Genomic DNA, 25,267 nt, shown 5'->3' on the forward strand with positions numbered 1-25,267 from the left:
CCCTTTTCTTGTTTCTTATAAAATTTCATAACCAGGTAATGTTAAAAACGGCATGAACTCATTATTACGAACAAGGTTTGTAAACAGTTTTGTAGCTTCTTCAAATCTCCCTTTCTTAAATGCTTCCTTACCAATCTCTCTTTCTATTTTTGCTAGTTCTTCTTCTTTCAATTCTTCCATCAATTTAAAAGTGATATCACGGCCATCACTTAGCTTCCCGCCCTCATGACGAATCCACTGCCATACTTGTGCTCTTGATATTTCCGCTGTTGCCGCATCTTCCATTAAGTTATAAATAGGAGCTGCTCCTCTCCCGCTTAACCAAGATGCAATATATTGAATACCGACATTAATATTCGTGCGAAGACCACCTTCTGTAATCGTTCCCATCGGTACTTTTAATAAATCCTTTTCTGTTACACGTATTTCTTCACGCTTTCTAAAAATTTGATTTGGCGTTTTCATTATGTGATTAAATACTTCCATTGCAACCGGTACAAGTCCCGGGTGGGCAACCCAAGTCCCGTCATGACCATCTAAAGCTTCGCGCTCCTTATCAGCACGCACTTTCTCGAAAGCCGCCTCATTTGCTTCTGGATCATTTTTAATTGGAATTTGCGCTGCCATTCCTCCGATTGCTGGCGCGTTACGACGATGACACGTTTGAATAACTTTCAAAGAATACGCGCGCATAAACGGCGCTGTCATCGTGACTTGCGCTCTATCCGGAAGTAAAAAAATATTATGATTACGGAAACTCTTTAAGAAACTAAATATATAATCCCATCGCCCGCAGTTTAAACCAGCAGAATGATCTCTTAGTTCATACAGAATTTCATCCATTTCAAATGAAGCGTGAATCGTTTCTATTAACACAGTCGCTTTAATCGTTCCATTCGGAATGCCGATATACTTTTGAGCAAATACGAAAACATCATTCCATAATCTTGCCTCTAAGTAACTTTCCATTTTCGGTAAGTAAAAGTACGGGCCACTTCCTTTTGCTAAAAGCACCTTCGCATTATGGAAAAAGTACAAGCCAAAATCTACTAAACTACCAGACATGTTCTTGCCGTCAACTTGCATATGTTTTTCTTCTAAATGCCACCCTCTCGGACGCACAATTAATACAGCTGTTTTACTATTTAAACGATATTCTTTTCCGTTTTCATTTTTATGTGAAATCGTTCCCTCACTCGCATCTCGTAAGTTAATTTGACCTTCGACAGCATTTCTCCAAGTTGGTGCATTCGAATCTTCAAAGTCTGCCATAAAAAGATGTGCTCCTGAATTTAAAGCATTAATGACCATCTTTCTATCCACCGGTCCAGTAATCTCCACGCGGCGATCCTCTAAATCTTTCGGAAGCTGAGCAATTGTCCAATCACCTTCACGTATGCTTTTTGTTTCCTCTAAAAACTTCGGAAACTCTCCCGCATCAATTCGTTTTTGTTTCTCCACACGCTTTTGTAAAAGTTCCGTGCGGCGTTCATTGAAATTTTCATGTAGTTCCTTTAAAAAACTAAGCGCCTCAGGTGTCAATATTTCGTTGTACGCTGGTAACATTTCTCCAACGAGTGTAACCCGTGAAGTTTGCGTCGACATATTAGCATCCCCTTCTCAAACTGTTTTATAACAGATTTAATTTTATGTTTTATATTATATAACAAATCTTCAGAAAAGGAAGTTTTTTTTGAAAATTTAATGGTTTTTTTACAAAACTGTGTTTATTCATTATGATTTCAACGAAAAAAAGAGCCAGTGTTATATAACACTGGCTCTTTTTTATAAATTATTGTTGCTGATCATTTAAAATTGCTTTGTATAGGAACTGTGCATATTGTTCACGTGTTACTTTCATACCTGGTGCAAAGTTACCTGAACCATCACCTGCTGAAATACCATTTGAACCTACTGCATTAATTGCCTTAGCTGCCCAATGTCCTGCTGGTACATCTTTAAATCCTGGTGTACCTTTTACTTGTAAATCAAATGTTTCCGTTAAAATTTGTGCCATTTCTGCACGTGTTAACGTATCTTTTGGTCTGAAGTTTCCACTACCATCACCTTTAAAGATTTCTAATTCTGTTAATGCTAAAATTTCAATTGGGAACATTGTTGAGTTATCATCAACGATATCTTTATATGTACTTACAAACTCATGATTTTCATCAAAGTATTGGTCCCCATCAATTGTACGGTAAATTAACGCCGCTACTTGCTCACGTGTTACATTATCACCAAAACCGAATCTTCCATCTCCATAACCAGCAATAATTCCCCAGTCTGCTAGATTTTGGATTGCTTTATAAGACCAATGCCCTTGCGGTACATCTTTAAATGTAACAGATGCAGCTTGTTGTTGTTGTTTCACAGCTACTTCCGCATTTGCTGTAGTACCTTGTGTGCTTAATCCAATTCCACCCATAATTGTTAAAGCTGTTGCTACTTTTAATATCTTTTTCTTCACTTTGTTCTCTCCCTAAAAACATATTTTTTTCTAATATAAAGAATTCACGGAAAAGTAACAATACACTTATCCATATAATGTTTGTCTAATTTGTGAATCATATTTCATATACTTCTCTTTACACTTAGTTAACAATAAAGTTACTAAATCGTACTTTTTTCCCGTAAAAAGTAACTACAATTAACCTGTTTTTTCCATAAATAGTAATCATCGAACAATGAACAGTAGAATAAATATACAGATAAACAATTTAAAATAAGAAAAAAGCGCGTAATTCTCGCGCTTTTTTAAAAAAATATGATATACTAATATAATTTTAATTTTCTTGTACTATATTATTTTTTACTTCCGTTTCATGTTATTCATCTTTCAAATACAAATTAGTAATAGCTTTATTTAAAAATGTTGCATATTGCTCACGTGTTACAACTTTATTTGGTTCAAACTTTCCATTCCCTGTTCCTACTATAACATTATTAGCTTGTAGTGCACTAATTGCATTTTTCGCCCAGTAATTATTTGGTACATCTTTAAATGTATGCTGTTGCTGTGCTTCAAATGAAAATGTCTGTGTAAGAACTTGTGCTACTTCTGCACGTGTTATTGTTTCTCTAGGTCTAAAGTTCCCCTTCTCATCACCTTTAAAAATGCCACGTTCTGTTAATGCCAAAATTTCATCCGGAAACATTGTTGACCTTTCAGAAATATCTTTATAAGGATTTTTTAACGGTCCTTCATGCTTTATATTAAGTGCGCGATACAGTACTGCCGCCACTTGTTCACGGCTTACATTATCACCTACACCAAACTTTCCATTCCCATAGCCCAGCATAACTTTATGATACGCCACTTCCATAATATATTCATATGCCCAATAGTCTACTGGAACATCATCAAATACAATCATTTCTGGATACTCTTCTGCTTTTATGTTAGGTACACTTGCACTTACCAATAATCCACCCATAATAGTCGCTGCGGCCATTATACGTAACATTTTTTTCTTCATTGTCCTCTCTCCTTCATTTCCACTTTATTAAAAGTGGAAAATAATAGACTAAATTCTTTTCCCATATTACATATGCTGCATTTGCAAACCGTATGTAATATATTGCATTTTTAACATCTATTATTTTGAAGATTACTAGGTGAGCCAATTCGCTCTCAATTCCAATTGGTATTCTGAATCGCATGCAAATCATTTGAAGAAATATTCTTATCTTTGCGCTCTAGTTTCTCTCTTTGATTTTCAAAAAGGATAAACAAAAGCTTTTGCAAAGATGTTATATATACAATATTCTACTATCTACTAATCAATTCCTTCACTTATAAAAATTTCACTTTATAGACAAAAAAAGCGCAAATATCATATTTGCGCTTTTTTCGAGCTTCATAGATTAATCGTTTGCGTAGAACCTATGAATTGCATTATTTAAGAACTTTGCATACTATTCACGAGTTACAAGTTTTTCTGGCTCAAATAAAGTGAAACTTTAATCAGTTGGGGTTTTGTTCATCCCCCACTGATTATTAGCTCTCACCAATCGGGCGTTTACGGGCAGCAGGGCTTCCACCTAACTTCTTTGCTCCATCTAAATTTTGAGGTGGGAGTTTTATTGCCCACAAATAGCGGGATAAACCATTACCAGTTCCAACTATAGCTTTATTAGATTGTAAGGTGCTTATCGCATCTTTAGCCCAATGGTTTTCTGGTATGTCAGTAAATGTATGTTTTTCTTTCACTTAGAAAACCTTTATTTCTAAAAACTTCACCTTTCAGACAAAAAAGTACAAGTATAATCTACTTGTACTTTTTTATACTCTTATTTATTCCCATTTCCCTGGTGAATTATAAATTGCTTGTTGTAGAAACTTAGCGAATTGCCCACGTGTAACGAGCATTTCAGGCTCGAACTTACCATCTCCGGTTCCTACTACGACTTTATTAGACTGCAATGCACTAATTGCATCTCTTGCCCAATAGTTTTCTAGTATATCTGTAAATGTATGCGGATGCTTTGCTTTTAACGTATATGCTTTCGTTAAAATTTGTGCTAATTCTGCGCGAGTCAATGTTGCTTTCGGACGGAAATTCCCATTTTCGTCTCCTTTAAAAATACCAAGGCTTGTTAAATGTAAAATTTCGTAAGGGAACATTGTTGATTTCCCACTAATATCTCCATATGGATTCTCTTCAAATGGACTTCTTTTTAAATTGAGTGCGCGATGTAGTACTGCTGCTGCTTGTTCACGTGTTATATTATCTTCTACCCCAAACTTACCGTTTCCATATCCATACATAATACGGTGATATACTAAATTCATAATTTCATTATAAGCCCAATGATCATTTGCTAAATCATCAAATTCTAGCATAATATCAGGTGGAGGTGGAGATTGTTGAATTCCATCTGTATTTGCTGAAACAATATTACCGCTAACAAATATCCCCCCTATTAAAGTTAATGATGTCGCTATCTTTAATAACTTTTTCATCTCTCTCATCCACCTCTTCCTTTATTTTCCCACTTTTATATTGTACAAAAAATAAGAAAATTCTCAATACGTTAGGAGGTAATTTTTCACACTTCATAATACGTATTTTCTTTTACCACCACTTTTTCATCCTTCGTTTTTCGAAAAGTAAACGCCATCCCTACAAATATTAGGACAATCCCTACAATTTGCATACTAGTCGGTCTAAATCCGGTAAAGACTGTATCTAATAGTATTGCAACCGCAGGATCTAAAAACACTAATACCGAAATTAATCTCGTCGATAAATCTCTTAAGCTGTCAAAAAATAAGTAATATACAAATCCCGTATGTATAAGTCCTGTCGCTGTGATCATCATCCAGTTCATCTCTGTTAATCCTTGAAACTTCCCGAAGTCTACGAATGGTAGCAATAAAAATATACCCAAAAAAGTTTGTAAAAATGTCATCGCATATGCACTCGTATGCTTAATTCCTTTTCCGAGCAACGTTGTAAATGCATAAAATAAAGCTGCAAGAAGCGCCCACACCATTCCAGACGACATGAGTTTCTCAAGCGACATACTTCCATCTACCCCAGCTACTAAAACTGTACCGATGAAACATATGGTAATGGACAGAACCGCAAATGCTGTTAACCTCTCTTTAAATACAATACTACCAATCATTAATACGATGATCGGTGCAAGATGATATACAGAAATCGCAATTGTAATCGACATGACTTCAAACGCTTTAAATAAAAACACCCAGTTAAAAACGAGAAATACGCCACACGCTAATATTTGTACAATTTCTTTTTTATTCCATTTCTCATTTTTATATTGTCCTGTTGCAAACCAACATAGCGTTAAAAATAAAGTCGCACAAATACACCGAATAAATACTAATTCAAAAGATGGTAAACCCGTTTGGACAGAAAAAAATCCAATCGATCCGAAAATAGACATCGAAAGGATCATTTTTATAGCCGGCATTGATTTTGAATGAAACAATTTTCTCCTCCCCCTACAATCATCTCTTTATAAACTAAAAATTCTAAAAACATTACATATCATTATATATCACAATTGAAAAACTGTAAAAAAATAGAATGTAAAAAGTAGAATTCACATCAAATCTTCATAATAGAAAAATCATCCTTTATTTCTTATAAAGGATGATTTTTCTATTATTTATTCAGAGGAATTTCACTATATATAAACTTAAATATACTATTTTTGAAGAGTAAATTGTGAAACAATCTGCTTTAATCCTCCTGCTACGCTATGCAGATGCTCAATTGAAACTGAGATTTCTTGAACTGATTTTTCTTGCTGGTGAATAGACTCTTTTACCCTATCAGTTCGATCAGATGATCTTTGGGAAATTTGAGCCATGTCTTCTGCAGAAGCAGAAATCTCCTCACTACTCGCTGCAATTTCATCTGTAGACATAGATACAGTTTGAATTTGATTAGATACTTGCTGCACTTTTTCAGTGATTTTTCCAAATACTTTTTCTGTATTCATCACTACTTGTGTACCTGCCTGTACCTCATTATCTACTTTCCCCATCATGTCTACCGTATGGTTCGTTGTTCCCATAACTTGAATAATAAGTTTCTCAATTTGTTTTGCAGAATCACTAGATTGTTCTGCTAATTTTCTTACTTCATCTGCCACAATTGCAAATCCTCTACCACTTTCTCCAGCACGTGCAGCCTCAATTGCGGCATTTAATGCTAATAAGTTAATCTGAGAGGTAATACCTTGCATAACATCAATAATTTTAACAATCTCTTCTGATTGTTCCTTCATAGTCTCCACTTGTTTGACACCGCTATGTACTGAATTTTGGATTGTATCCATCTGTTGAATCATTTGTTTCATTAATTTGTTACCACTCTCTGCATCTAATGCTGATTGAGCAGACAATTCATTTACAGAGGATGATGTATTTACTATACTCTGCATTCCTTGTGTCAACTCTTCCATCGCACCCGCAGTTTGCTCCATTGCTTGCATTTGACTCTCTGCACCATTTGCAACTTCTTCAATATCTATAGTGATTTTCTTCGCTGCACCACTAGATACTTCCGATGCAGATACTACTCCGTCTGCATGTTGGAATAAAAGCTGAATATTATTATCTACTTCTTGCATATTTGCTCTTAGCCCTGCAATCATCTCGTTAAAATCACTTACTAATAAGCCCAATTCATCTTTAGCATTATAATCACCATATACAGTTAGATCTCCTTCTTTTGCTCTTTCCATCATACGACTAACCGTTTGTAAAGGAGCAACTATAAGCTTGCTAATAATATAACTTACTATACATATAACGATTGTAGTAACTACTGCAAGAATGATAAAAGTAATAACGGACTGATCTATCATTTTTTGAGAATCTTTAAATACTTGATCAGCTAAGTTTGAAACATATGCTTCTAGATCTACCGCATAACTAGCTAACTCCACTCCCTTTGGTTTTAATTCCTTATGAAATTCGTTTACCAGCTGGGGTTCGTTTGTCACCTTCGCTTTTTCAAACAACTTTTTATATGTATCCATATAACTTGGCAAAGATTTCTTCATCTTCTGAAACAGTTCATCCTCTTGCTTACTTAAATTAACGCCATCATCATATTCTTTTAATAAAGAATCATATTTCTTTAGATCCTTTTCAACATTACCAATAATCCCCTCTTTATTTGTCCCCTCATTTTGTGACACTGTAATTAATTCTAGTAAGTTATATTCTAGTGAATTTTGTGTACGAAGCATCCCTTCTAATAAAATTGCTGAATTTTGATAATCATCTACGACAATTTCCGTATCATACTTAATCTGATTAATTGAATTAACTGCTACACAACTCATAATTACCATGCCCAAAACTGCTAATGAGATAAGCGAGAGTAATTTATGTTTCACTTTTAAATTTTGTAAAAAATACATATTTCCACCTTTATTCCTTTATATATAGATTTTTAGAATTTTATAGCTTATTATTTACAAAATCACAATAAAAAGCAATGATAAATATTCCCAATACCAAACTTATATTTCTATAAAAAAGAAGTAGCATAATCGCTACTTCTTGTTTTTTTGTTTTTCATATTGTTCAAATGTATGAATTCTTTCAAAAATTGGCGGATGTGTGTATAAGAAAAATTTCACTAACGCAGGCGGATTCACTTGGCTTAAGCTTGTTTTTGATAAATATTGAAAAGTTTTCACACCAGACTTCCCATCTTTCGTCATATTTAAAGCATATTGATCTGCCGCTCGTTCTTCTATACGTGAAACGTAGTTTGTTGCTGGTTGTGATGCAAAAGATAATACAGAGGAAATTAAGAAAAATAAAGGTAAAATCGAGAAACATGCCATTTTTGAAATTTTCAGCGTATCTCCCCATTTTCGAATACACAAATTTAAAATTCGACTAATTACATACATACCTATAAACGATAGTAAAATATAACTCCCAACGCCCCAATATATATGTTTCATAACATAATGTCCCATTTCATGAGCCATTATAAATAAAATCTCTTTATCTTTTAATTGCTTAAGCGTTGTATCCCACATTACAATACGCGAGTTAAGGCCAATTCCTGTTACGTACGCATTTAACGAATTCGTTTTTTCCGACATATTTACTTCATATACGTGTTTAGCTGGAATATCAGCTTTATCTGCCATTGTCAAAATTTTCGTTTCTAATTCTTTATTTTTTAGCGTCGAGAAATCATTGTAAAGTGGATCAATAATAACAGGTTGCACGAACGTTAAAAAAATCGTAAACGGAACAGAGAGTGCCCATCCTACTAGCCACCATCTCTTCGGGAATTTACGGATAAGCCATAAAAGAACAGTAACGATAAGTAACATAGTCGCGTAATTCACCCAAAAATCGATAACGTGATCTTTTACCCAGCTTTGTGTACTTTGCGTAGAGATTCCGTAATCAACAGAGACTTTACGCCCAATCCATTGCATCGGTAATGCAAGAATTGTTGTCAATAATGATAAATAGAAGAAATAAATCGCAACTTGTAAGACATTTATTTTGGTCGTTTCCTTCGACCATTTCTCAAACTTTTTTGAAATACCGAGCACGAGTACAAATAATAAAATAATCCATTCAAGAGGCGTCGCTAAAAAGAACAATAAATTTTTCACACGCGAATAATCTTGGCTTAGCGTAAGCTCTCTTGCATTCATAAAAGTTTCTGGATCCGCACTCGTACCTTTATACATGTCCGGAATGAGTTCATGATTCCATCCAAATAAATACCAATATATAAGCAACGCAAATCCAACGTACAAAAAAAGCGACCACCCAATAACTTTCCTCACGCTATTCCCTCCTCTATGCTGCCTGTCTATTATTATTGTAAGTTCGTACATGCTAAATTAGAACAAGCTAATCGTGAGAATTGCTCGAGAACCTTCTACTTACATAAAAAAACTCTTCTACATAAGAAGAGTTTCACCTACCTTTAGACACTTTATTCGGTTCATAATCTGGGATAAGAAATGCACTGGCAAACCGCCTTTTAGATAAAATAAAGAGCCTCTCCTTAAGGAAGTACATCTATTAACAAACTAAAATCTTGCAAAGAAAATGAACTATATTTCATAATACCTTGTACAGTTAGAAGTAAAATAAGACCCATCACACACATATAATTAATACTTTCTTCATGCTTTTTCTCAGCAACTACTCCGCCCGTTATGCATAAAATCCCTAATAAATGGAGCGCTAAATACATAAAAAAGTAAGCTTCCTCCCAGCGAAGAACAACATTTACTGTCGTAATCAATACTAAACTCAGTACAATCAAATAAAAAAACTTATTTGACGATATTGTTTCATTCATATAATTTTATACATCCCTTTCAAATTTCGAATTAATAATGATTTAGTTTTCATAAAATAAAAGTCCCCATCACTTTCTCAAACATTTTATGAGCCCTAACATAATTCACTTCATTTTTTACATACTGTCTGAATATGCGCTTCATCATTTCTTCTATAATAAAGCTGACTATTATTAATGTCCCTAACACGATAAAAAGAAAAATAATATTTCCTGTATCATTATTGATGGAAAAGTACTTATATCTAATAGAAGTACAATAATCTATCATTTCCTTCAATATTTTCTCAAACATCTTCTCTACCTTACTTATCTCCTGCTATACTCGAAAAGCTCTTTTCCCTCTCCGCATATATAACAGGCACTTCTTTACTCCAATATTTGCGATTCACAAATAAAAAGATGAGCACTAAGTTTAATCCTGTCATAAAAATAATTAATCCTGGAAAGAATGTCGTATAGTTCGAAAAATCGGCAAAACTCATTATCTTTTCTCTACTTACTAAAAAAGAAGAACTAAGCACAAGCGCATTGTTTAACATATGAATAGCAATTGGCATGAGTAAGCTTTTCGTACGAATATATACAATTGATAGTACGATGCTAAACACAACTGCACCAAGGAAATCAACATGTAAGCACCCAAATAAAAGTGCTACAACGACCATTGCTATACTAGTACCCCATTTTGCCGCAAAACGCTGCAGTAAAAACCCTCGAAAAACAAACTCTCCGACAATAGGCGCGATAAATACAACCATAATAAATTGAAATACATATCCCCCGGTACTATCTATAATCGGTTCATGCAAGGCATTCATAATAAAATCTGGTGTAATCCATGCAAAGCTGTACATATATAAAATAAGATAGCCGTAACTAAACATACAAAGCATAATCGCGATGTACAAAACTTGCACTAGGTTAAATGTTTCGTTTCTATTAATAAATAATGAAAATGAAACACGATGCTTTCTATATCCGTAAAAAATCCATATTATTGGAAGGATATAAAATATAAGCATATTTATAAAAGATGAATTTTGTATATGAAATGTACTTTCTAGCAATTCATTACTGCTTCGTGCTATTAAAATTAATAGTGCAAATACAATTAAAAAATATCTAGCTCGCATCGTTTGAAACGGATTCACATTCATCTCCTCCCCATGTTACTTTTATCATATCATTTGAATCTTAATTTTTTGTGAAAGAAAACCTTAAAATTTCCTTAAAAATTCCATAAGTTACAAAAAGATGATATGATATTCGAGGAAATTAGGAGGGATTCATATGTATCACGCAAATATTCTACTCATTGATGATGAAACAGCAATTTTACAATTACTAACTACCATTCTTGAAAAAGAAGGTTTTTCTCATATTACAACTGCAACATCTGCGGAAATAGCCTTATCTCTCACCGAGCAAAACAATTATGATTTAATTATTTTAGATGTAATGCTTCCTGGACAATCCGGTTTTGACATTTGTCCAATCATTCGCCAAAAAACGGATTGCCCTATCTTCTTCCTAACAGCAAAAACATCTGATGTAGATAAAATTTCCGGATTTTCATACGGTGCGGATGATTACATTACGAAACCATTTAATCCACTAGAAGTAGTCGCTCGTATGAAAGCTCAACTCCGAAGACATATGAAACAAAACATACAAGAACAAAGAATATACTCCTTTTCTTTTGGGAGATTTGAAATTGATCAACATTCTGCGGAACTAACAGTAGATGGAAACGTTGTCGAATGTTCCGCTCAACTCTTTCAACTACTACTATTCTTTTGTGAGAATCCGAACTACGTATTTTCGAAGGAAGAATTATATGAAAAAGTTTGGGGAGCACCTGCCTATAATGGAGATGATAATACTGTTATGGTTCATATTCGAAAACTACGTGAAAAAATTGAACAAGATCCAAGTAAACCAGAATACATAAAAACAGTTCGTGGACTTGGCTATAAGTTCATTACAAAGTAGGGTGATGATATGAATCTTAATAAACGGCTTATCATCCAATTTATACTGCAACACGTTTTTGTTTTAGTTACATTACTTATTGCTGTAGTCGCTGCTTTCACTTATTTAATTTTTCTTGTTACTAGTATTTCATACGAACCTAACATTCCGGATTCTGATAGTTTTACAATTTCAAGATATATCTCTTCAGAAGATGGCGATATTACGTTAAAAACTGAAGTAAAAGATTTAATTAAAGAGAAAAATGATTGGATTCAGATTGTAGAGGAAAATGGAAAAGTCCTCTATCAATTTAATACACCAAGTGATGTCCCAACTTCTTATACAAAAACATCTTTACTCGCACATATACAGAATCATATAGAAAGCCCTTATACATTTACATATTGGGAAATTGGAGTAGAAGAAAAGAACGTACTTGTTATTTACGGTGGTATGTTAAAAAGTAATGCATTACTAAAAACAATTCAGAAAGAACACCCTTCTGTATCTACAGATTCGTTCACATTAACGGAACAAGAAAAACAGTTACTCTCTAAAGAAAAAGCAACGCTGCAAATATTTAATCATAATGGCGAAGAGGTTTTTTCCTATCCAACTGGAAAGAAAAAAACACTTTCAACAATACAGACTGCTCTTAACGAAAAAGAACCGTGGAATCATAAAGAAAACACGTCTAGCTTTTACGATGCAAATAGCGGTCAGCTTCTCGTCGTTACAGCAAAAAATGAACGCTACTACCCAGATGACGAAATTGAGGATGTATTTACTAAGAAGTTTCTAATCGGATGCGGATTAATCCTTCTTATCGTCTTTGTTTATTTAGTCATTCTTTCAATTTGGTATGGAAATAAGTTTGGAAAGCCTCTATTACATACGATGCGCTGGCTTAAAAATATCGCTGGTGGAAAATATGAAGAGCCTGTTAGTAAAAAAGGAAAACCTATTCGATTCCGGCGCTCCGGTAAAGAAAAATGGTCATTCCGTCTGTTTAAAGATGTTACGAACTCACTAGAGCACCTTTCTATTACTTTGAAAAAGAATGATGCAATGAGACAAGTTTTGCAGCAAACACGTGAAGAATGGATTACTGGTCTAACACATGATTTAAAAACACCGCTTAGCTCTATATACGGCTATGCATTATTATTAGAATCGAAGCAGTATAATTGGACGGATCCAGATATTCAGCAATTTGGCCTTGTAATGAAAGAAAAGTCACAATATATGACTACATTAATTGACGACTTAAGCTTAACGTATCAATTAAGAAGTAATGCCCTTCCCGGACAGCATGTAAATGTTGAAATTAACCAATTCGTTCAAAAAGTACTACTGCAATTTATTAATAATCCAACGCTGCAAAATCAAAATATTGAATTTGTACCAAGTTCAAGCAAAATCCAATATTTTATTGAAGAAAAATGGTTCCAGCGTATTATCGAAAACTTATTAGCAAACGCTGTAAAACATAATAATGAAACGACAAACGTAATCGTAAAACTTTCGCAAAATGTAAATTCATTTACACTATCTATTTCAGATAATGGAAAAGGTATGGATGATAAAACGAAAGAACTTCTATTCGAAAGGTATTACAGAGGAACGAATACAGAAGAAAGTAACATCGGAACTGGACTTGGCCTCGCCATTACAAAACAGCTCGTTCATGCCCATAACGGAACGATCTCCATTGATAGTGAACTTGGAAAAGGAACGACGATTATACTTGTGTTTCCCTTTAGTTCATAGAAAAAGGTGCTTTATAAAAGTACCTTTTCCTTTTCGGAGTAGCGTGCTAGTAAATGAAATTATATCGACCTAACTACAAAATACAACAATAGTAGCAACCTATTAATAAGAGAAGACCGTCCAAAAATACCTTTTGGACGGTCTTTCTTTCTATTATTTCTTCTTCACCGGTATCCAAAGTTCAATTTGAGCAAATTCACTTTTATCTGCATGGCAACGCTCATCGTATTGTTCAAATTCTGTAACTCCGCAATGTTCATATCCTGAATGTGGGAACCATTCTGAGAATACTGCATTCCATGTTTGATGAATAGACGATACCATTTCTTCATGAGGAACTTTCGGCGTTGTAAATACTGCATACGTTGCGGATGGGAATGTACGCTTTGCAATTGCATTTGGTACATTTTCAAAATCTGTAACTTCCATTCCAATAATATAAGTGAAGTCCCCTGTTTCTAAATTAAAATCAGTACATAATCCAAGCTCTACCCATTGGCTCGTATCTTTACGATTCGGAATCGTCGTTCCAAGATCCTTTTGTAAATATTCTTGCCAAAAGGCCGGGATATCTTGATGGTTTTTCCCTTCTTTACTCGTCGTCTTCAGCTCATAACCCGCCATTAAAAATTCTGGTTTATTTACAATACGATATTCCATTTGTATGCCCCCTAAATATGGATTTAATTTTCTTTGTTTTACATTCACTCTATAATACATTGGTGTTTCAATTTCTTGTTTTCGATATTCACTTGGTGTCATTTGAAATAATTTTTTAAAGGCTCTCGTGAACGTTTCGTGGGATTGAAAGCCATGTTCAAATGCGACATCAATAATTTTTTCATCCGTATGAGAAAGTTGATAAGCTGCCCGGGCTAACCTCCTCTTCCGAACATACTCCATTACTGTATCGCCTACTAACGCCTGGAATACACGATGAAAATGCGATTCTGAAAAACATGCAATGCGAGCTAAATTACGCAGCGTTTGTTTTTCCATTACATCCTCTTCAATATAATCAATTGCCCTTTGAATTTGAGTTTCATAGCTTTCCACCTCTGTTCACCCGCCTTATATGTATTATGATAAAAGAGAATCCTATCCAATTCTTGACGTTTTTTACTATAATTCCATAAAATTTGTAACTTTTTTATATGTATTTCGTTGTTATGTATGAAGGGAGGGAAATGTAGTGAAACAAAGTCAATCATTAGAAGACATTTACTCAGAGTACATGCAAGATTTATTTCGCTATCTTCTCTCCCTAACCGGAGATCCCCACTGTGCTGAAGATCTCATGCAAGAAACTTTCTACCGAATGCTCGTCCATATTGACTATTATAAAGGAGCAGAAATTAGGCCGTGGTTATTTACAATTGCCTACAACGCCTTTATCGATTGGTACCGAAAAGAAAAGAAGTATAAAACAACTACACTTGAAGAATTCCATTTACCAAACGTGCCAAGTACAGAGCACTCTTATTTCGTAAAACACGAGATTACTAGTTGGTTACAAAGCATATCCTCACTTCCGCTCGAAAGACGAAATGTGTTGCTACTACGAGATTACTACGGATTCTCCTATAAGGAAATAGCAGAAATGACCGGTCTCTCGTTAGCAAAAGTAAAAATTGAATTACACCGAGGACGAAAAGAAACACGAAGCATAAAGGAGTGATACAGATGGTTTGTGCAGAGTTTAAAAAACTGTGGGAGAAATATGAAAACGGAACACTCACACATGACGAACAAAAAAAGTTAGAAAGTCATATTGAGACTTGTGAAGAGTGTGAAGCTCATTTGGATGCATTATTAATAAAAACAGAACCCGTTAAGAAAAAGTTACCACCAAAAGATCTTAAAGTTCCTTTTTGGAGGATTAAATGGAAACATCGTTTACAAACGCTCGGTTTTATACTATCAATTTGCATCATTATATATATGATCGGCGGGGTATTGTCTGCCTTTTATTTTCAAGCTAATAATGATAAAAAACTAAAAGAAATAAGAGATGTTCCCTCTCTTGCACTTGAAGCAACTATCCCAAATAGCCGTGTTATGGGGGGCGGAACAAGTGTAGAAGCTTTCTTTCGTACGAACAGCCAATTTGATTTAGTGAAAACGATTGGTAAAAAAGAAATGCCACTCGGGACCGTAGAAACAAAGAGCTTCTTATCATCTTTAGATGTCACAAACAAGTCTTGGATGAATACATTCTATCAGCCAAAACTTTTCTTTGTTCATCCAAAAACGGAGCAGGGTGATTATTTAAAGGAATCTTCAAAAAAAGTATGGGATACACTTGCAAAAGTACATGATGGAACTGTTGCAGAAGTAGCAATTTCTTTTGACAAGGCTTACACTTTAAAAGAATTAGAACCACTTTTATATAGCGTATTTGAAGCACAAGAACTCCCTCCAACTCCTGTATGGTACGCTTTAGATACGGGCCAAGAAAAAACAACTGCAGGAGATTTCATCCTAACTGGTGGGAAAGCTATAGGATTTCCAGAACATGTAAGATTCCTTAATAGTGAAACAGACACGCAGAAAACACCAGAAGATAAAGTAATTGAAATGATGCGTATTCTTTCTACACATAAAAAAACTGTAAGTACAGTTGCTATGCTTCCTGAAAGCGAACTAAACTTAGATAAACGTTATAAATATGTAAAAGATAACGGAGTAAAAGTATACGGCATTGTCATTACTGGACCGTCAAAAGAATTATTAAAATTACAAAACTCGCCTCACATACGTTATGCGACTCTTGGAGATATTGCGGTTTGGAATTGGTTTGATTGATAATGAAAACGGTAACTTTCAAAATCTTAATGATGGTCATTAATGCTACATTCACTAGCGTAATACCGATTAATAAAAGTGCGACCATAAATTCGCCCATTCCGTTATTATATAGAAAAAGAGAATAACAACTAATGGCTAATATGGCTGAAATAATTGCTGGCATACCTGTAATAATTTTTTCTGGTGTGATTTTTTAGAAAGGATTATTGTTGCGATTAAAGTTATGGGGAAGAAGAAATATAGAATGATTGAGAAGATCACTTGCTCACCTCCTTATAAGTTAAATTATACAACCTTCCATTTATTGTATGTAGTTGTTTTTATTAAAAATAAAAGGTTACCTTACTAGTAATAACTACTTTCAAGGTAACCTCTGCATTAATTAGAAATCACTTTCACATACATCCCTCTCACCGCTTTTTCATAAGCGACATCACTCATCTGTCTTATTTTTTCTGATATAACAGACGACTGAACGATTTTCCCTTCACGAAGTAACGGCGGGTCAATGAGACGCACTTTATTTTTTTGATGTAAATCATAATCTTTTCTATCTTCTTTTACTTCTATACTTGGATGAACTTTTCTTAATAAAGCTTCCACTTCTGGATCGTTACATAGCTGTAATTTCGATATAAGCGAATCATCTTCAAGAAGAAAGTCATCTGGATGGATTATCTTTTTATGAAGAGCTAACTTTAACGTTTTGGCTAACATATCATTTCCATAAATATTAAGTGGTTTCATAAAGAAGTCGATTACTTCTTTGTAATACGTCTTCGTAAACCATTCAGCAATCTCGATATTTTGAAGAACCATTTTTCCATTCACTGCGATTAAATCATCTAAAAAATTTTGAGCTTCTTCTAAAGAAATGTATCCATATGTATACATATCTCTCAATGTATAATCCACTCGGTCTGCACATAATTCTGGCGCGGATCTTTCAAGCAATGTCCACTTCGAATCATCTAACAAAATATCTTCATAGTTATAACCATGTTTTGAAAGAAGCGCCGGGATTTCCGAGTTTTTAACGACAGAACTAAATATTTCTTCATGATAACTTTCATTTTCGTTATCAAAAACATAATCAATCACATGAGAAAAAGCAGTGTGCGATACATCATGCAGTAAACCAGCAATTTGTTCTTCTACTGAACCACCAAGTTTTTTAATTAACAACATAGCACCAACTGAATGATCAAAGCGCGTTACATTCCATTTCTCATTCATTAAGTAACTTGCTCCGGCCTGATGAACCCCTTTCAGCCTTTGCACAGGTTTACTTAAAATTAATTCTTCTAACACTTTATCTACTTTAAACTCACTGTATATTACATCTGATATGATCACTTATAATCCCCCTTTTCAAGCAGAGTCTTCTTATAGTATCTCTTTTTTCAGAGAGTAAATAAAGAACTTCACTCGAATATTTTGTACCTTTAAATTAAAAAATAGAGAGCACTCAGCTCTCTATTTCACATACCTATTCAAACGTAACTTCCACCTGCACAATCTCAGATCTACTTCCAAGTCTAAGCGGTGGTCCCCAAAATCCAAATCCAGAAGAAACAATTGCGTGGAATGCACCTTTTTGTGCGTATCCCCAGTCTAATTCGTACATTCTTCTCGTCACAATATGATTCGGCGCCATTTGTCCACGGTGCGTGTGACCGGATAATAGCAAATCGACGCCAGCATCCGCTGCTTGTTTTAATTCAAATGGCTGGTGATCCATCGCGATAACAGGAAGCGATAAATCCACCGTACTCATTAAACTTTCAAAGCTTTGACGATCACGCTCTGTTTTATCCCTTCTTCCAACGAGATAAAAATGATCTTCAATTGTAATGACTTCATCTAAAAGAATACGAATATCAATCTTATCCATCTCTTGTAAAAACTCAGGAACAGCTCTGCCGTAATATTCATGGTTTCCTAACACACCATATACGCCTAATGGAGCTTTCATCTGTTTCATGATTGGTCCCATATTTTTTTGAATGAATACACCTGGATGATCATCGATAATATCACCCGGCAGTAAAATAATATCTGGTTTCATTTCATTTACGTGACGAACAAGTCTCTTTAAATGAGCAACACCAGACAGTTTACCGAAATGCATATCAGAAGCCATCGCAATGCGTAAACTTTTACGCCCTTCTACCTTTTTCGGTATGTGCACTTCGTATTTTCTTACTACTGGACTATATGCATTAAATACCCCATATGCGAAGATAAAAACGAACACGAGTAAAACGACCGTTCCTGTCCAAATAATTGCCGTCTCTTTCTCCACTGAAAACTGTAATAATAAGACGGCAATATCGGCTAACGGCAATAACATAATCGCGTATTGTATAACTGCAAACCAAATTGAACCGACCGTTCGCAGGAAAGGAAGGAATTTAAACACTTGTACGAGAATGTACGCATATGAAATAAATCCGACTATGAAAGCGTAATACCCCCAAGATTCCCAGCCAAATACCGTACTGAGCCAAACCCATCCGTTCCAGCCGATGTAAAACATGAGTAGTGTGTATACAATTAACATAGTAAATATATTGAAATAACGAAGATTCTTCACAGCCAGCCTCCTTATTGATTTCTTCTATTATATCTTGTTATGTGCCAATAACGTAAATATTAAGCACATCAATCTTCACAATAAAAACCCCTAATTGCTAGATGCAAACCTAACAATTAGAGGTGCAATTCATTCTGCATTTATAGAAATGTTAATTGCAGATGGTTTTGACGAAATTACAGTAAAAAACATTACGGAAAAAGCAAATATCGGGAGAAAAACCTTCTACCTTCACTACCTAGATAAATACAATTTATTAGACAAAATTGTGGACGACCATTTAAATCAATTAAGAGAAATATGCGATATGAAACAAACTAAAGGTTATATAGAAGGAACCATCATATCGTTTGAATACTTCAAAGAACATAAACCATTTTTCGCAACGTTATTTAGAAGTAACAGCACATTATCATTTCAGAAGAAGTTACTAACTTTTATCATGGGTGAACTAGAGAAAAAACTAAATACGAATACGTCAGTAAATAAAAACATTGATAAACACATCGTTTTAAAATTTTTAGGTACTGCTGTAATGGGCATTTTAGAATCTTACGTATTAGACGAAATTGATAATGATATTGAATATGTTGCGGCGCAGGTTGGGGAATTGATGAGGAGGAATATATAAAGGTTATGTTTTGTGGCTTTTATTCTAATCTATAATACTCTTTCATATAGCATCAGAAGCACACATAAGGTTTGCTGTTTATTTAAAATAAAAAAGTGTATCTCAAATCAAACTATCTGTTTAGATTTTAAGATACACTGAATCGACTTTACTTTTCTTTTTCAAAAATACCAGCTAAAAACAAACTAATTCCTAGAAAAATAAATATCAATATGTTAATTTTGTAACTCAAGAGCGACATATATGAAGTAAAACTTATTAGAACGGCATATATTAGACTTACTACTAACACTGTTACCACTTTATATTGTCTCTTTTTTAACATAAACACCTATACAGCTACAATTAAAACAATATTATATACACCAATCATTATATGTGTCGTCTCCATTTTACTAATTACCTCCCCCTTTTCTTAGAATTAGTTTTTTTCAGTCTATAATCCGTATATCCTTTTTTATACCCCTTATAATATCTATCTACAAAAAACGCCGCGTCCGGAATCAGTCCTATTGCCCCAACAGCTTTAGTACCAACGAATAGTATTCCTTTAGCCGCTGATTTCACTGTGTTTTTATTATTTTCACTTAATTCTAAGAACTACTTTTCTTTTATAAAATCCCACTGGCTATATCCACACACATACATAGAAAAACAGTCCGTAAGAACGATAAGTGGTGAGTAGTTCACTAACCAGAAGTTTCATAATCAAACATAATACATGATAGCATTATCAAAAATACTACACCACCATATTGTATTGTAAGAGGAATACTATTTAAAACAGACGCTAATATGTCTGTAAATGTAATAATAAAAAGTAGTGTAAGTATCGTTAACATAAGTGCGGCTGAAAAGAAGAAACCTTGTTTGATACATTTAAAAATCCAGCCGATTCCAATACATATTAAAATTATACGTACTGGATACTTTAAAAGTATCGAAAATAAATTATCTACACTATTAAAACTCATCATCATATTCACCAAGATCCCTTTCTAGATTTTTTATTATCTACATCATACCTAATTGTTTATATAAAATATATGTAGAAAAAGAAGAGCCGATATCAGCTCTTCTTTCAACAAATCCATTATGCACCCGAACCATTAAGGAAGTAAATCCCCAAATATATCAATCAATTTCTCTAAATCCCTACCAAAATCATTAATATTATCTTGTTCATCAAAGCCTTTTTCAATTAATTCATCTGCTAGGATCTCTCTCAACTCATGTATCGTTTCAATTTCTAATATACGAAAGTCCTTACAATTTACAATCCATAATAAATCAGGTTGCCTCCCCTTTAATATCCTTTGCAATAATACTTGCATATCGCTATCAAATTTACCCACGTCTAGCTTCTCCACCAAATCTTTAATAATTTTCTTCCACCGCTATGCAAAACGAGATGCTACATTTTTAAGTATTATCTCAGTATATTTTTTATAACAGAACCCGAGTCCCTAAAATCCCTGCTTATTATAACGTTTTCTCAATATATTACTTATTTTTTCTTGATCTCTTGTAACTAAAAGCGTACAAAATTCATTACAAACTATTAAAAGATTACCTACTTCACTTTTCAGTAGAATTCCCGTTCCACATTTAGCCGTATACAATACTTTTTTTAAAGAGAGATCCACCTCTTGATCTTCTTCCATTAATAGTTCACATTGTATATTCCCTTTAATATTAAAAAATGTTTCAAAAACCTTTTTCTTTTCAGGATTTCCACTTGTTATAAATGGAACCTCTTTATCTAGCGTCATCTGAAGGTACTCCACCTCATCCTGATAATTCATATCAGTTCTATCAACAGATATATTTAAATACAAATCACTTCTTAATTTAATAGATATATCTGAACTTATTATCGTTTGATTCATATCATTTTCTGATACAACTGGTGTTACGCTTAGTACATTTATATCTTTCTCCTTCGTTAAAGTATCTATTGCATAGGGATGAACCTGTACTGGAATTGTATAATGCGGTATTCCTATCATCTTTTACGCCTCCTCAGAATTTAAATAAAACATTATTAAAAATGAATATCTTCATAATCTTCATTTGGAAAAACCACATTTAAAATCAAAATTCCGAATTATAATCATTTAAATCCCTAGCGTCTTTAAAGTAATTTCTAAATTTATCATCAATATTTATATCGTTGCTCAATAGCAACATCAAACTGGAATCCCAACAAACAATTTCAAGTGTTGCTTGAGGATGTTGAATATTTGGACTTGGTACCCAGAGTCCTTCGTTTCCATTTGCATAGGGTTCTACAAGCAAATTATTAATATCAATGTTTATAGACTTATCAAACGCAGATAGTACTCCCCAAATAAATTGAGGATTATATTTTTTTACGAGATTTGAAAGATCTTCACCTGCTATCCAGACTATTGGATGAGACATTTTAGGATAATCTCGTATAAGTTTCTCATCCTGAAGTGTGGCAATCTCCAGGTCTGTTATAAGCCAATTAAATTCTTTTTCCCTACCTTGAAATGAGTCAAAAATGGAAGCTAAAACTGTATGTTCAGATCCATGTAAAATGAAGTTCATACAATCCCTCCAATTAGTAATAATCGATAAATATCCATCGATGGTTTAACGCATTAATATAAACTATATTTTTATTATCTTCATTACTACTCGTACCAAATACTTGTTTGAACACGGCCCATCTCTCCTTATTATATCTATAACAAACTTCCCACTACATTTCACATAAGAAAAAACTATCACAACAAACAAAGAGGAAGTCTCCCAAAATATATGTTAGGGGACTTCCTCTTATTAATAGATTGCTAATATGAGCGCTTTTCACTGTTAATTCAAGTGAATTTCAGCTCTCTTAAATAACAAAATCCTCCGGAATAAACACCTTCACTTCTCTCGGATGTACGTATACAAACTCACCCGTTTGAATGCCTAGTTGTCTAAACTGTTCTTTACTAATTTCCGCCTCTAAATACTCATCTGTTCCGTCGCGCTTCAATTCTACATATACGACAGGGCCAACTGCATGTGAGTATGTTACTTTCGCCGGGATGGCATCTATACTTTGTTTCGTACGATCGATTGATAGGTGATGTGGTCTTACGTATCCCACTCCGTCTACGTTTGAAACGTGCTTATGCTCTGGTGCTTCTAGTTCCACCGATCCTACATTTAGTTTACCTTTATGAACGCGGCCGTGAAATAAATTCACGTTTCCTAAAAAGTCATATACGAACGGACTTGCTGGTTTTTCATATACTTCTTCCGGCGTTCCCATTTGTTCAATGCGTCCTTCATTCATTACAACAATGCGGTCCGCAACGTCTAACGCTTCTTCTTGATCATGCGTTACGAATACGCTCGTAATTTGAAATTCGTCATGTAGTTTCCGGAGCCATCTTCGCAATTCTTTCCGTACTTTTGCATCAAGTGCACCGAACGGTTCATCTAACAATAAAATTTTCGGCTCGACTGCAAGCGCCCTGGCTAGTGCGATACGTTGGCGTTGTCCGCCAGATAATTGCGCTGGATAACGTTTTGCGAAACCATCCATTTTTACTAGTTTCAATAGTTCTGTTACTTTTTCTTTTATTACTTCAGCTGAAGGTCTTACACTTTTCCTTCTTACTTTTAAACCGAAAGCGACATTTTCAAATACATTCATATGTTTAAAAAGTGCATAGTGCTGGAAGACGAAACCGACTTGCCGGTTTTTCACGTGAATATCAGTTAAATCTTCTCCATCAAATGAAATGGAGCCTCCATCCGCTTCTTCTAGTCCTGCAATAATTCGTAATAACGTCGTCTTCCCAGAACCTGATGGGCCTAATAAAGCGACCAGTTCACCTTTTGGAATATCCAAATGAATGTCTGTCAGCGCTTGAAATGTACCATATTGTTTTGATACATTTTGAATTTGAATACTCACCGCACTCACTCCTTATTGTCGTTTTTCCATTCTCCATTCAATCCAGTTTTTTATAACGAGCGTAAAAACTGCGATGAGTGACATTAAAGTCGCCACAGCGAACGCTGCTGAAAATTGATATTCATTGTACAAAATTTCAATATGAAGCGGCATTGTATTTGTCATGCCGCGCACGTGACCAGACACAACGGAAACTGCTCCGAATTCACCAATGGCCCGGGCATTACATAAAATCATACCGTATAATAGACCCCATTTTATATTTGGCAATGTGACGCGCCAAAACATTTTCCAGCCGCTTGCGCCAAGTGATAGAGCTGCTTCTTCTTCACTTTTCCCTTGCGCCTGCATAACCGGGATTAATTCACGCGCAACGAATGGAAACGTAACAAATATCGTCGCAATGATAATGCCAGGGACAGAGAAGATGAGCTTTATCCCGTGTTCCATTAACCATCCGCCAAGAGCAGCACGAGGTGTGAAAAGTAAAACGAATACTAATCCTGCGATAACTGGTGATACAGCAAACGGCAGTTCAATAAGAGATAATAATACTTGCTTTCCTTTAAACTGAAACTTCGTAATAAGCCAAGCTGCTGCTATTCCGAATATCGTATTCAGCGGCACAACAATTACTGCAACGAGAAGCGTTAACCTGATTGCCAAAAATGCTTCTTGATCTGTTACAGCGGCAATATATACATCAATTCCTCGTTCGAACGCTTTCATAAAAATTGTCACGAGCGGCAGTAATAGAAAGAGAGATAAAAATAAAATTGTTATCGTAATGAATAGAATTGGTACAAACTTAGATTCTTTTTTAACTGATACGCTTTTTACTATTTTCTTTTCTAATAATGTTGGTTCCATTTTCTCCCCTCCTATTCGCTTTTCAATTCATGCCTTCTGCTCCAAGTTTGAATCATATTAATAAATAGTAGGAAAAGGAGAGAAATAATAAGCATCACAGCCGCTACAGCTGTTGCGCCTGCATAATCATATTGTTCTAGTTTCGTCATAATCATAAGCGGTGCAATTTCTGTTTTCATCGGCATATTACCTGCAATGAACACGACAGATCCATATTCCCCTAACGCCCTCGCAAAGGCGAGTGAAAAACCAGCAAGTAGAGCCGGGAATATTTCTGGCAAAATGATTTTCACAAATATTTGAAAGCGTGATGCCCCTAAACTAGAAGCTGCTTCTTCTACTTCTTTATCAATACTTTGCAGCACTGGTTGCACCATTCGAACGACAAATGGTAAGCCAATAAACGTAAGTGCAACAATAATTCCTAGCTGGGTAAAAGCTACTTTTATATGAAACACACTAAATATTTTTCCAATAAAGCCATTTTCCGCATAAAGCGTCGTCAGTGTAATACCTGCTACAGCAGTCGGAAGAGCGAATGGTAAATCGATTAGTCCGTCTAATAACCGTTTCCCTGGAAATGTGTAGCGAACGAGCACCCAAGCAATTAATAAACCGAAAATGGCATTTACGATTGCCGCTACAAGTGAAGTTGTGAAACTTACTTGATAGGAATGCAACACGCGCTCACTCGTTATAACTTGTGCGAACTTCTTCCAGCCTAGCTGCGAAGTTTGAATAAACACGATAGAAAGTGGTATAAGTACGAATAAACTCATATACAGCATTGTAAATCCAAGAGATAATCCAAACCCTGGTAATACGCGCCTCTTCCTCAT

The 25,267-nt window shown here is 34.6% G+C and carries 26 protein-coding genes and 1 pseudogene; 5 read left to right on the forward strand and 22 right to left on the reverse strand.

Translation table 11 applies throughout. The annotated features are described in order from the left end of the window. Nucleotides 1-15 precede the first annotated feature (15 nt). From aceB to MKX77_RS18590, 12 genes and pseudogenes are all read right to left on the reverse strand, one after another. Complete coding sequence (aceB, locus tag MKX77_RS18540) at nt 16-1,605, reverse strand: malate synthase A (RefSeq protein WP_215555530.1); 1,590 nt, start codon at nt 1,603-1,605, stop codon at nt 16-18. A gap of 187 nt (nt 1,606-1,792) precedes the next feature. After that, nucleotides 1,793-2,470, reverse strand: coding sequence for an S-layer homology domain-containing protein (locus tag MKX77_RS18545; RefSeq protein ID WP_341307440.1), 678 nt, complete (start codon nt 2,468-2,470; stop codon nt 1,793-1,795). A 358-nt stretch (nt 2,471-2,828) separates the two neighbouring features. After that, nucleotides 2,829-3,479, reverse strand: a complete 651-nt coding sequence (locus tag MKX77_RS18550; RefSeq protein WP_215555528.1) for an S-layer homology domain-containing protein — start codon at nt 3,477-3,479, stop codon at nt 2,829-2,831. Between the two features lie 521 nt (nt 3,480-4,000). Beyond that, a complete protein-coding gene (locus MKX77_RS30705) occupies nt 4,001-4,213 on the reverse strand; it encodes an S-layer homology domain-containing protein (RefSeq protein WP_002125868.1) in 213 nt (70 codons plus the stop codon). A gap of 84 nt (nt 4,214-4,297) precedes the next feature. Next, the gene (locus MKX77_RS18560; protein WP_002011235.1) at nt 4,298-4,975 is read right to left on the reverse strand and encodes an S-layer homology domain-containing protein; all 678 of its coding nucleotides are present in this window, start codon (nt 4,973-4,975) and stop codon (nt 4,298-4,300) included. Between the two features lie 77 nt (nt 4,976-5,052). Then, the gene (locus MKX77_RS18565) at nt 5,053-5,961 is read right to left on the reverse strand and encodes a DMT family transporter (protein WP_131246095.1); all 909 of its coding nucleotides are present in this window, start codon (nt 5,959-5,961) and stop codon (nt 5,053-5,055) included. 219 nt (nt 5,962-6,180) lie between these two features. After that, the gene (locus MKX77_RS30710; RefSeq protein WP_427279057.1) at nt 6,181-7,134 is read right to left on the reverse strand and encodes a methyl-accepting chemotaxis protein; all 954 of its coding nucleotides are present in this window, start codon (nt 7,132-7,134) and stop codon (nt 6,181-6,183) included. Next, nucleotides 7,129-7,908: pseudogene (locus MKX77_RS30715) on the reverse strand (MCP four helix bundle domain-containing protein); the annotation flags it as partial. The pseudogene MKX77_RS30715 and the gene MKX77_RS30710, both read right to left, overlap by 6 nt. A gap of 135 nt (nt 7,909-8,043) precedes the next feature. Further along, a complete protein-coding gene (locus MKX77_RS18575) occupies nt 8,044-9,312 on the reverse strand; it encodes a M48 family metallopeptidase (protein ID WP_341307441.1) in 1,269 nt (422 codons plus the stop codon). A 224-nt stretch (nt 9,313-9,536) separates the two neighbouring features. After that, on the reverse strand, nt 9,537-9,836 hold the full coding sequence (locus tag MKX77_RS18580) for a hypothetical protein (protein WP_001006056.1): 300 nt from the start codon (nt 9,834-9,836) through the stop codon (nt 9,537-9,539). A gap of 49 nt (nt 9,837-9,885) precedes the next feature. Beyond that, the gene (locus tag MKX77_RS18585; protein ID WP_002125861.1) at nt 9,886-10,131 is read right to left on the reverse strand and encodes a hypothetical protein; all 246 of its coding nucleotides are present in this window, start codon (nt 10,129-10,131) and stop codon (nt 9,886-9,888) included. Nucleotides 10,132-10,141: 10 nt separating this feature from the next. Beyond that, nucleotides 10,142-10,990 (reverse strand): CPBP family intramembrane glutamic endopeptidase, encoded by an 849-nt coding sequence (locus tag MKX77_RS18590; protein ID WP_341307442.1) that lies wholly within the window; start codon nt 10,988-10,990, stop codon nt 10,142-10,144. A 139-nt stretch (nt 10,991-11,129) separates the two neighbouring features. On the opposite strand from MKX77_RS18590, the gene MKX77_RS18595 reads away from it, so the two are divergent. Then, nucleotides 11,130-11,831: a response regulator transcription factor gene (locus MKX77_RS18595; protein WP_002064182.1), complete on the forward strand. Its 702-nt coding sequence runs from the start codon at nt 11,130-11,132 to the stop codon at nt 11,829-11,831. A 9-nt stretch (nt 11,832-11,840) separates the two neighbouring features. Further along, a complete protein-coding gene (locus MKX77_RS18600) occupies nt 11,841-13,583 on the forward strand; it encodes an ATP-binding response regulator (protein ID WP_341307443.1) in 1,743 nt (580 codons plus the stop codon). Nucleotides 13,584-13,736: 153 nt separating this feature from the next. On the opposite strand, the gene MKX77_RS18605 is transcribed toward MKX77_RS18600, so the two are convergent. Further along, entirely contained in the window at nt 13,737-14,639 is a 903-nt protein-coding gene (locus MKX77_RS18605) for an AraC family transcriptional regulator (RefSeq protein ID WP_341307444.1), read from the reverse strand. 136 nt (nt 14,640-14,775) lie between these two features. Between MKX77_RS18605 and MKX77_RS18610 the strand changes: the two genes are divergently transcribed. After that, on the forward strand, nt 14,776-15,261 hold the full coding sequence (locus MKX77_RS18610) for an RNA polymerase sigma factor (RefSeq protein ID WP_341307445.1): 486 nt from the start codon (nt 14,776-14,778) through the stop codon (nt 15,259-15,261). Between the two features lie 5 nt (nt 15,262-15,266). After that, nucleotides 15,267-16,388 carry an anti-sigma factor gene (locus MKX77_RS18615; protein ID WP_341307446.1) on the forward strand — a complete coding sequence of 374 codons (1,122 nt, stop codon included), beginning with the start codon at nt 15,267-15,269 and terminating at the stop codon, nt 16,386-16,388. Nucleotides 16,389-16,769: 381 nt separating this feature from the next. Here the strand turns inward: MKX77_RS18615 and MKX77_RS18620 are convergent, their stop codons facing one another. Both MKX77_RS18620 and MKX77_RS18625 read right to left on the reverse strand, forming a co-directional pair. Next, complete coding sequence (locus MKX77_RS18620; RefSeq protein WP_341307447.1) at nt 16,770-17,747, reverse strand: HD domain-containing protein; 978 nt, start codon at nt 17,745-17,747, stop codon at nt 16,770-16,772. A 133-nt stretch (nt 17,748-17,880) separates the two neighbouring features. After that, the gene (locus MKX77_RS18625) at nt 17,881-18,987 is read right to left on the reverse strand and encodes a metallophosphoesterase (protein WP_341307448.1); all 1,107 of its coding nucleotides are present in this window, start codon (nt 18,985-18,987) and stop codon (nt 17,881-17,883) included. A 94-nt stretch (nt 18,988-19,081) separates the two neighbouring features. On the opposite strand from MKX77_RS18625, the gene MKX77_RS18630 reads away from it, so the two are divergent. After that, entirely contained in the window at nt 19,082-19,618 is a 537-nt protein-coding gene (locus MKX77_RS18630) for a TetR/AcrR family transcriptional regulator C-terminal domain-containing protein (protein ID WP_341307449.1), read from the forward strand. A gap of 689 nt (nt 19,619-20,307) precedes the next feature. Here the strand turns inward: MKX77_RS18630 and MKX77_RS18635 are convergent. The 7 genes from MKX77_RS18635 to cysT all read right to left on the reverse strand — a co-directional run bounded on the left by MKX77_RS18635 (nt 20,308) and on the right by cysT (nt 25,267). Next, entirely contained in the window at nt 20,308-20,595 is a 288-nt protein-coding gene (locus MKX77_RS18635; protein WP_341307450.1) for a hypothetical protein, read from the reverse strand. 132 nt (nt 20,596-20,727) lie between these two features. Further along, complete coding sequence (locus tag MKX77_RS18640; RefSeq protein WP_215555514.1) at nt 20,728-20,973, reverse strand: hypothetical protein; 246 nt, start codon at nt 20,971-20,973, stop codon at nt 20,728-20,730. Nucleotides 20,974-21,084: 111 nt separating this feature from the next. Then, nucleotides 21,085-21,627, reverse strand: a complete 543-nt coding sequence (locus MKX77_RS18645; RefSeq protein ID WP_215555513.1) for a hypothetical protein — start codon at nt 21,625-21,627, stop codon at nt 21,085-21,087. An 85-nt stretch (nt 21,628-21,712) separates the two neighbouring features. Further along, a complete protein-coding gene (locus MKX77_RS18650; protein WP_215555512.1) occupies nt 21,713-22,192 on the reverse strand; it encodes a hypothetical protein in 480 nt (159 codons plus the stop codon). A 292-nt stretch (nt 22,193-22,484) separates the two neighbouring features. Next, nucleotides 22,485-23,558, reverse strand: coding sequence for a sulfate/molybdate ABC transporter ATP-binding protein (locus MKX77_RS18655; protein ID WP_002188697.1), 1,074 nt, complete (start codon nt 23,556-23,558; stop codon nt 22,485-22,487). 12 nt (nt 23,559-23,570) lie between these two features. Continuing rightward, complete coding sequence (cysW, locus tag MKX77_RS18660; RefSeq protein WP_341307451.1) at nt 23,571-24,428, reverse strand: sulfate ABC transporter permease subunit CysW; 858 nt, start codon at nt 24,426-24,428, stop codon at nt 23,571-23,573. An 11-nt stretch (nt 24,429-24,439) separates the two neighbouring features. Further along, a complete protein-coding gene (gene cysT, locus MKX77_RS18665) occupies nt 24,440-25,267 on the reverse strand; it encodes a sulfate ABC transporter permease subunit CysT (protein ID WP_341307452.1) in 828 nt (275 codons plus the stop codon).

Origin of the sequence: Bacillus sp. FSL R9-9410 (assembly GCF_038050385.1) — a bacterium.
Classification (GTDB): Bacteria; Bacillota; Bacilli; order Bacillales; family Bacillaceae_G; genus Bacillus_A; species Bacillus_A cereus_U.

Bases quoted from the DNA above. Each gene is read 5' to 3' on its own strand.
- aceB (WP_215555530.1), bottom strand. From the start codon at position 1,605: ATGTCGACGCAAACTTCACGGGTTACACTCGTTGGAGAAATGTTACCA.
- MKX77_RS18550 (WP_215555528.1), bottom strand. From the start codon at position 3,479: ATGAAGAAAAAAATGTTACGTATAATGGCCGCAGCGACTATTATGGGT.
- MKX77_RS18560 (WP_002011235.1), bottom strand. From the start codon at position 4,975: ATGAGAGAGATGAAAAAGTTATTAAAGATAGCGACATCATTAACTTTA.
- MKX77_RS30710 (WP_427279057.1), bottom strand. From the start codon at position 7,134: ATGATTGCAGGGCTAAGAGCAAATATGCAAGAAGTAGATAATAATATT.
- MKX77_RS18580 (WP_001006056.1), bottom strand. From the start codon at position 9,836: ATGAATGAAACAATATCGTCAAATAAGTTTTTTTATTTGATTGTACTG.
- MKX77_RS18585 (WP_002125861.1), bottom strand. From the start codon at position 10,131: ATGTTTGAGAAAATATTGAAGGAAATGATAGATTATTGTACTTCTATT.
- MKX77_RS18595 (WP_002064182.1), top strand. From the start codon at position 11,130: ATGTATCACGCAAATATTCTACTCATTGATGATGAAACAGCAATTTTA.
- MKX77_RS18600 (WP_341307443.1), top strand. From the start codon at position 11,841: ATGAATCTTAATAAACGGCTTATCATCCAATTTATACTGCAACACGTT.
- MKX77_RS18615 (WP_341307446.1), top strand. From the start codon at position 15,267: ATGGTTTGTGCAGAGTTTAAAAAACTGTGGGAGAAATATGAAAACGGA.
- MKX77_RS18635 (WP_341307450.1), bottom strand. From the start codon at position 20,595: ATGATGAGTTTTAATAGTGTAGATAATTTATTTTCGATACTTTTAAAG.
- MKX77_RS18645 (WP_215555513.1), bottom strand. From the start codon at position 21,627: ATGATAGGAATACCGCATTATACAATTCCAGTACAGGTTCATCCCTAT.
- MKX77_RS18650 (WP_215555512.1), bottom strand. From the start codon at position 22,192: ATGAACTTCATTTTACATGGATCTGAACATACAGTTTTAGCTTCCATT.
- cysW (WP_341307451.1), bottom strand. From the start codon at position 24,428: ATGGAACCAACATTATTAGAAAAGAAAATAGTAAAAAGCGTATCAGTT.
- cysT (WP_341307452.1), bottom strand. From the start codon at position 25,267: ATGAGGAAGAGGCGCGTATTACCAGGGTTTGGATTATCTCTTGGATTT.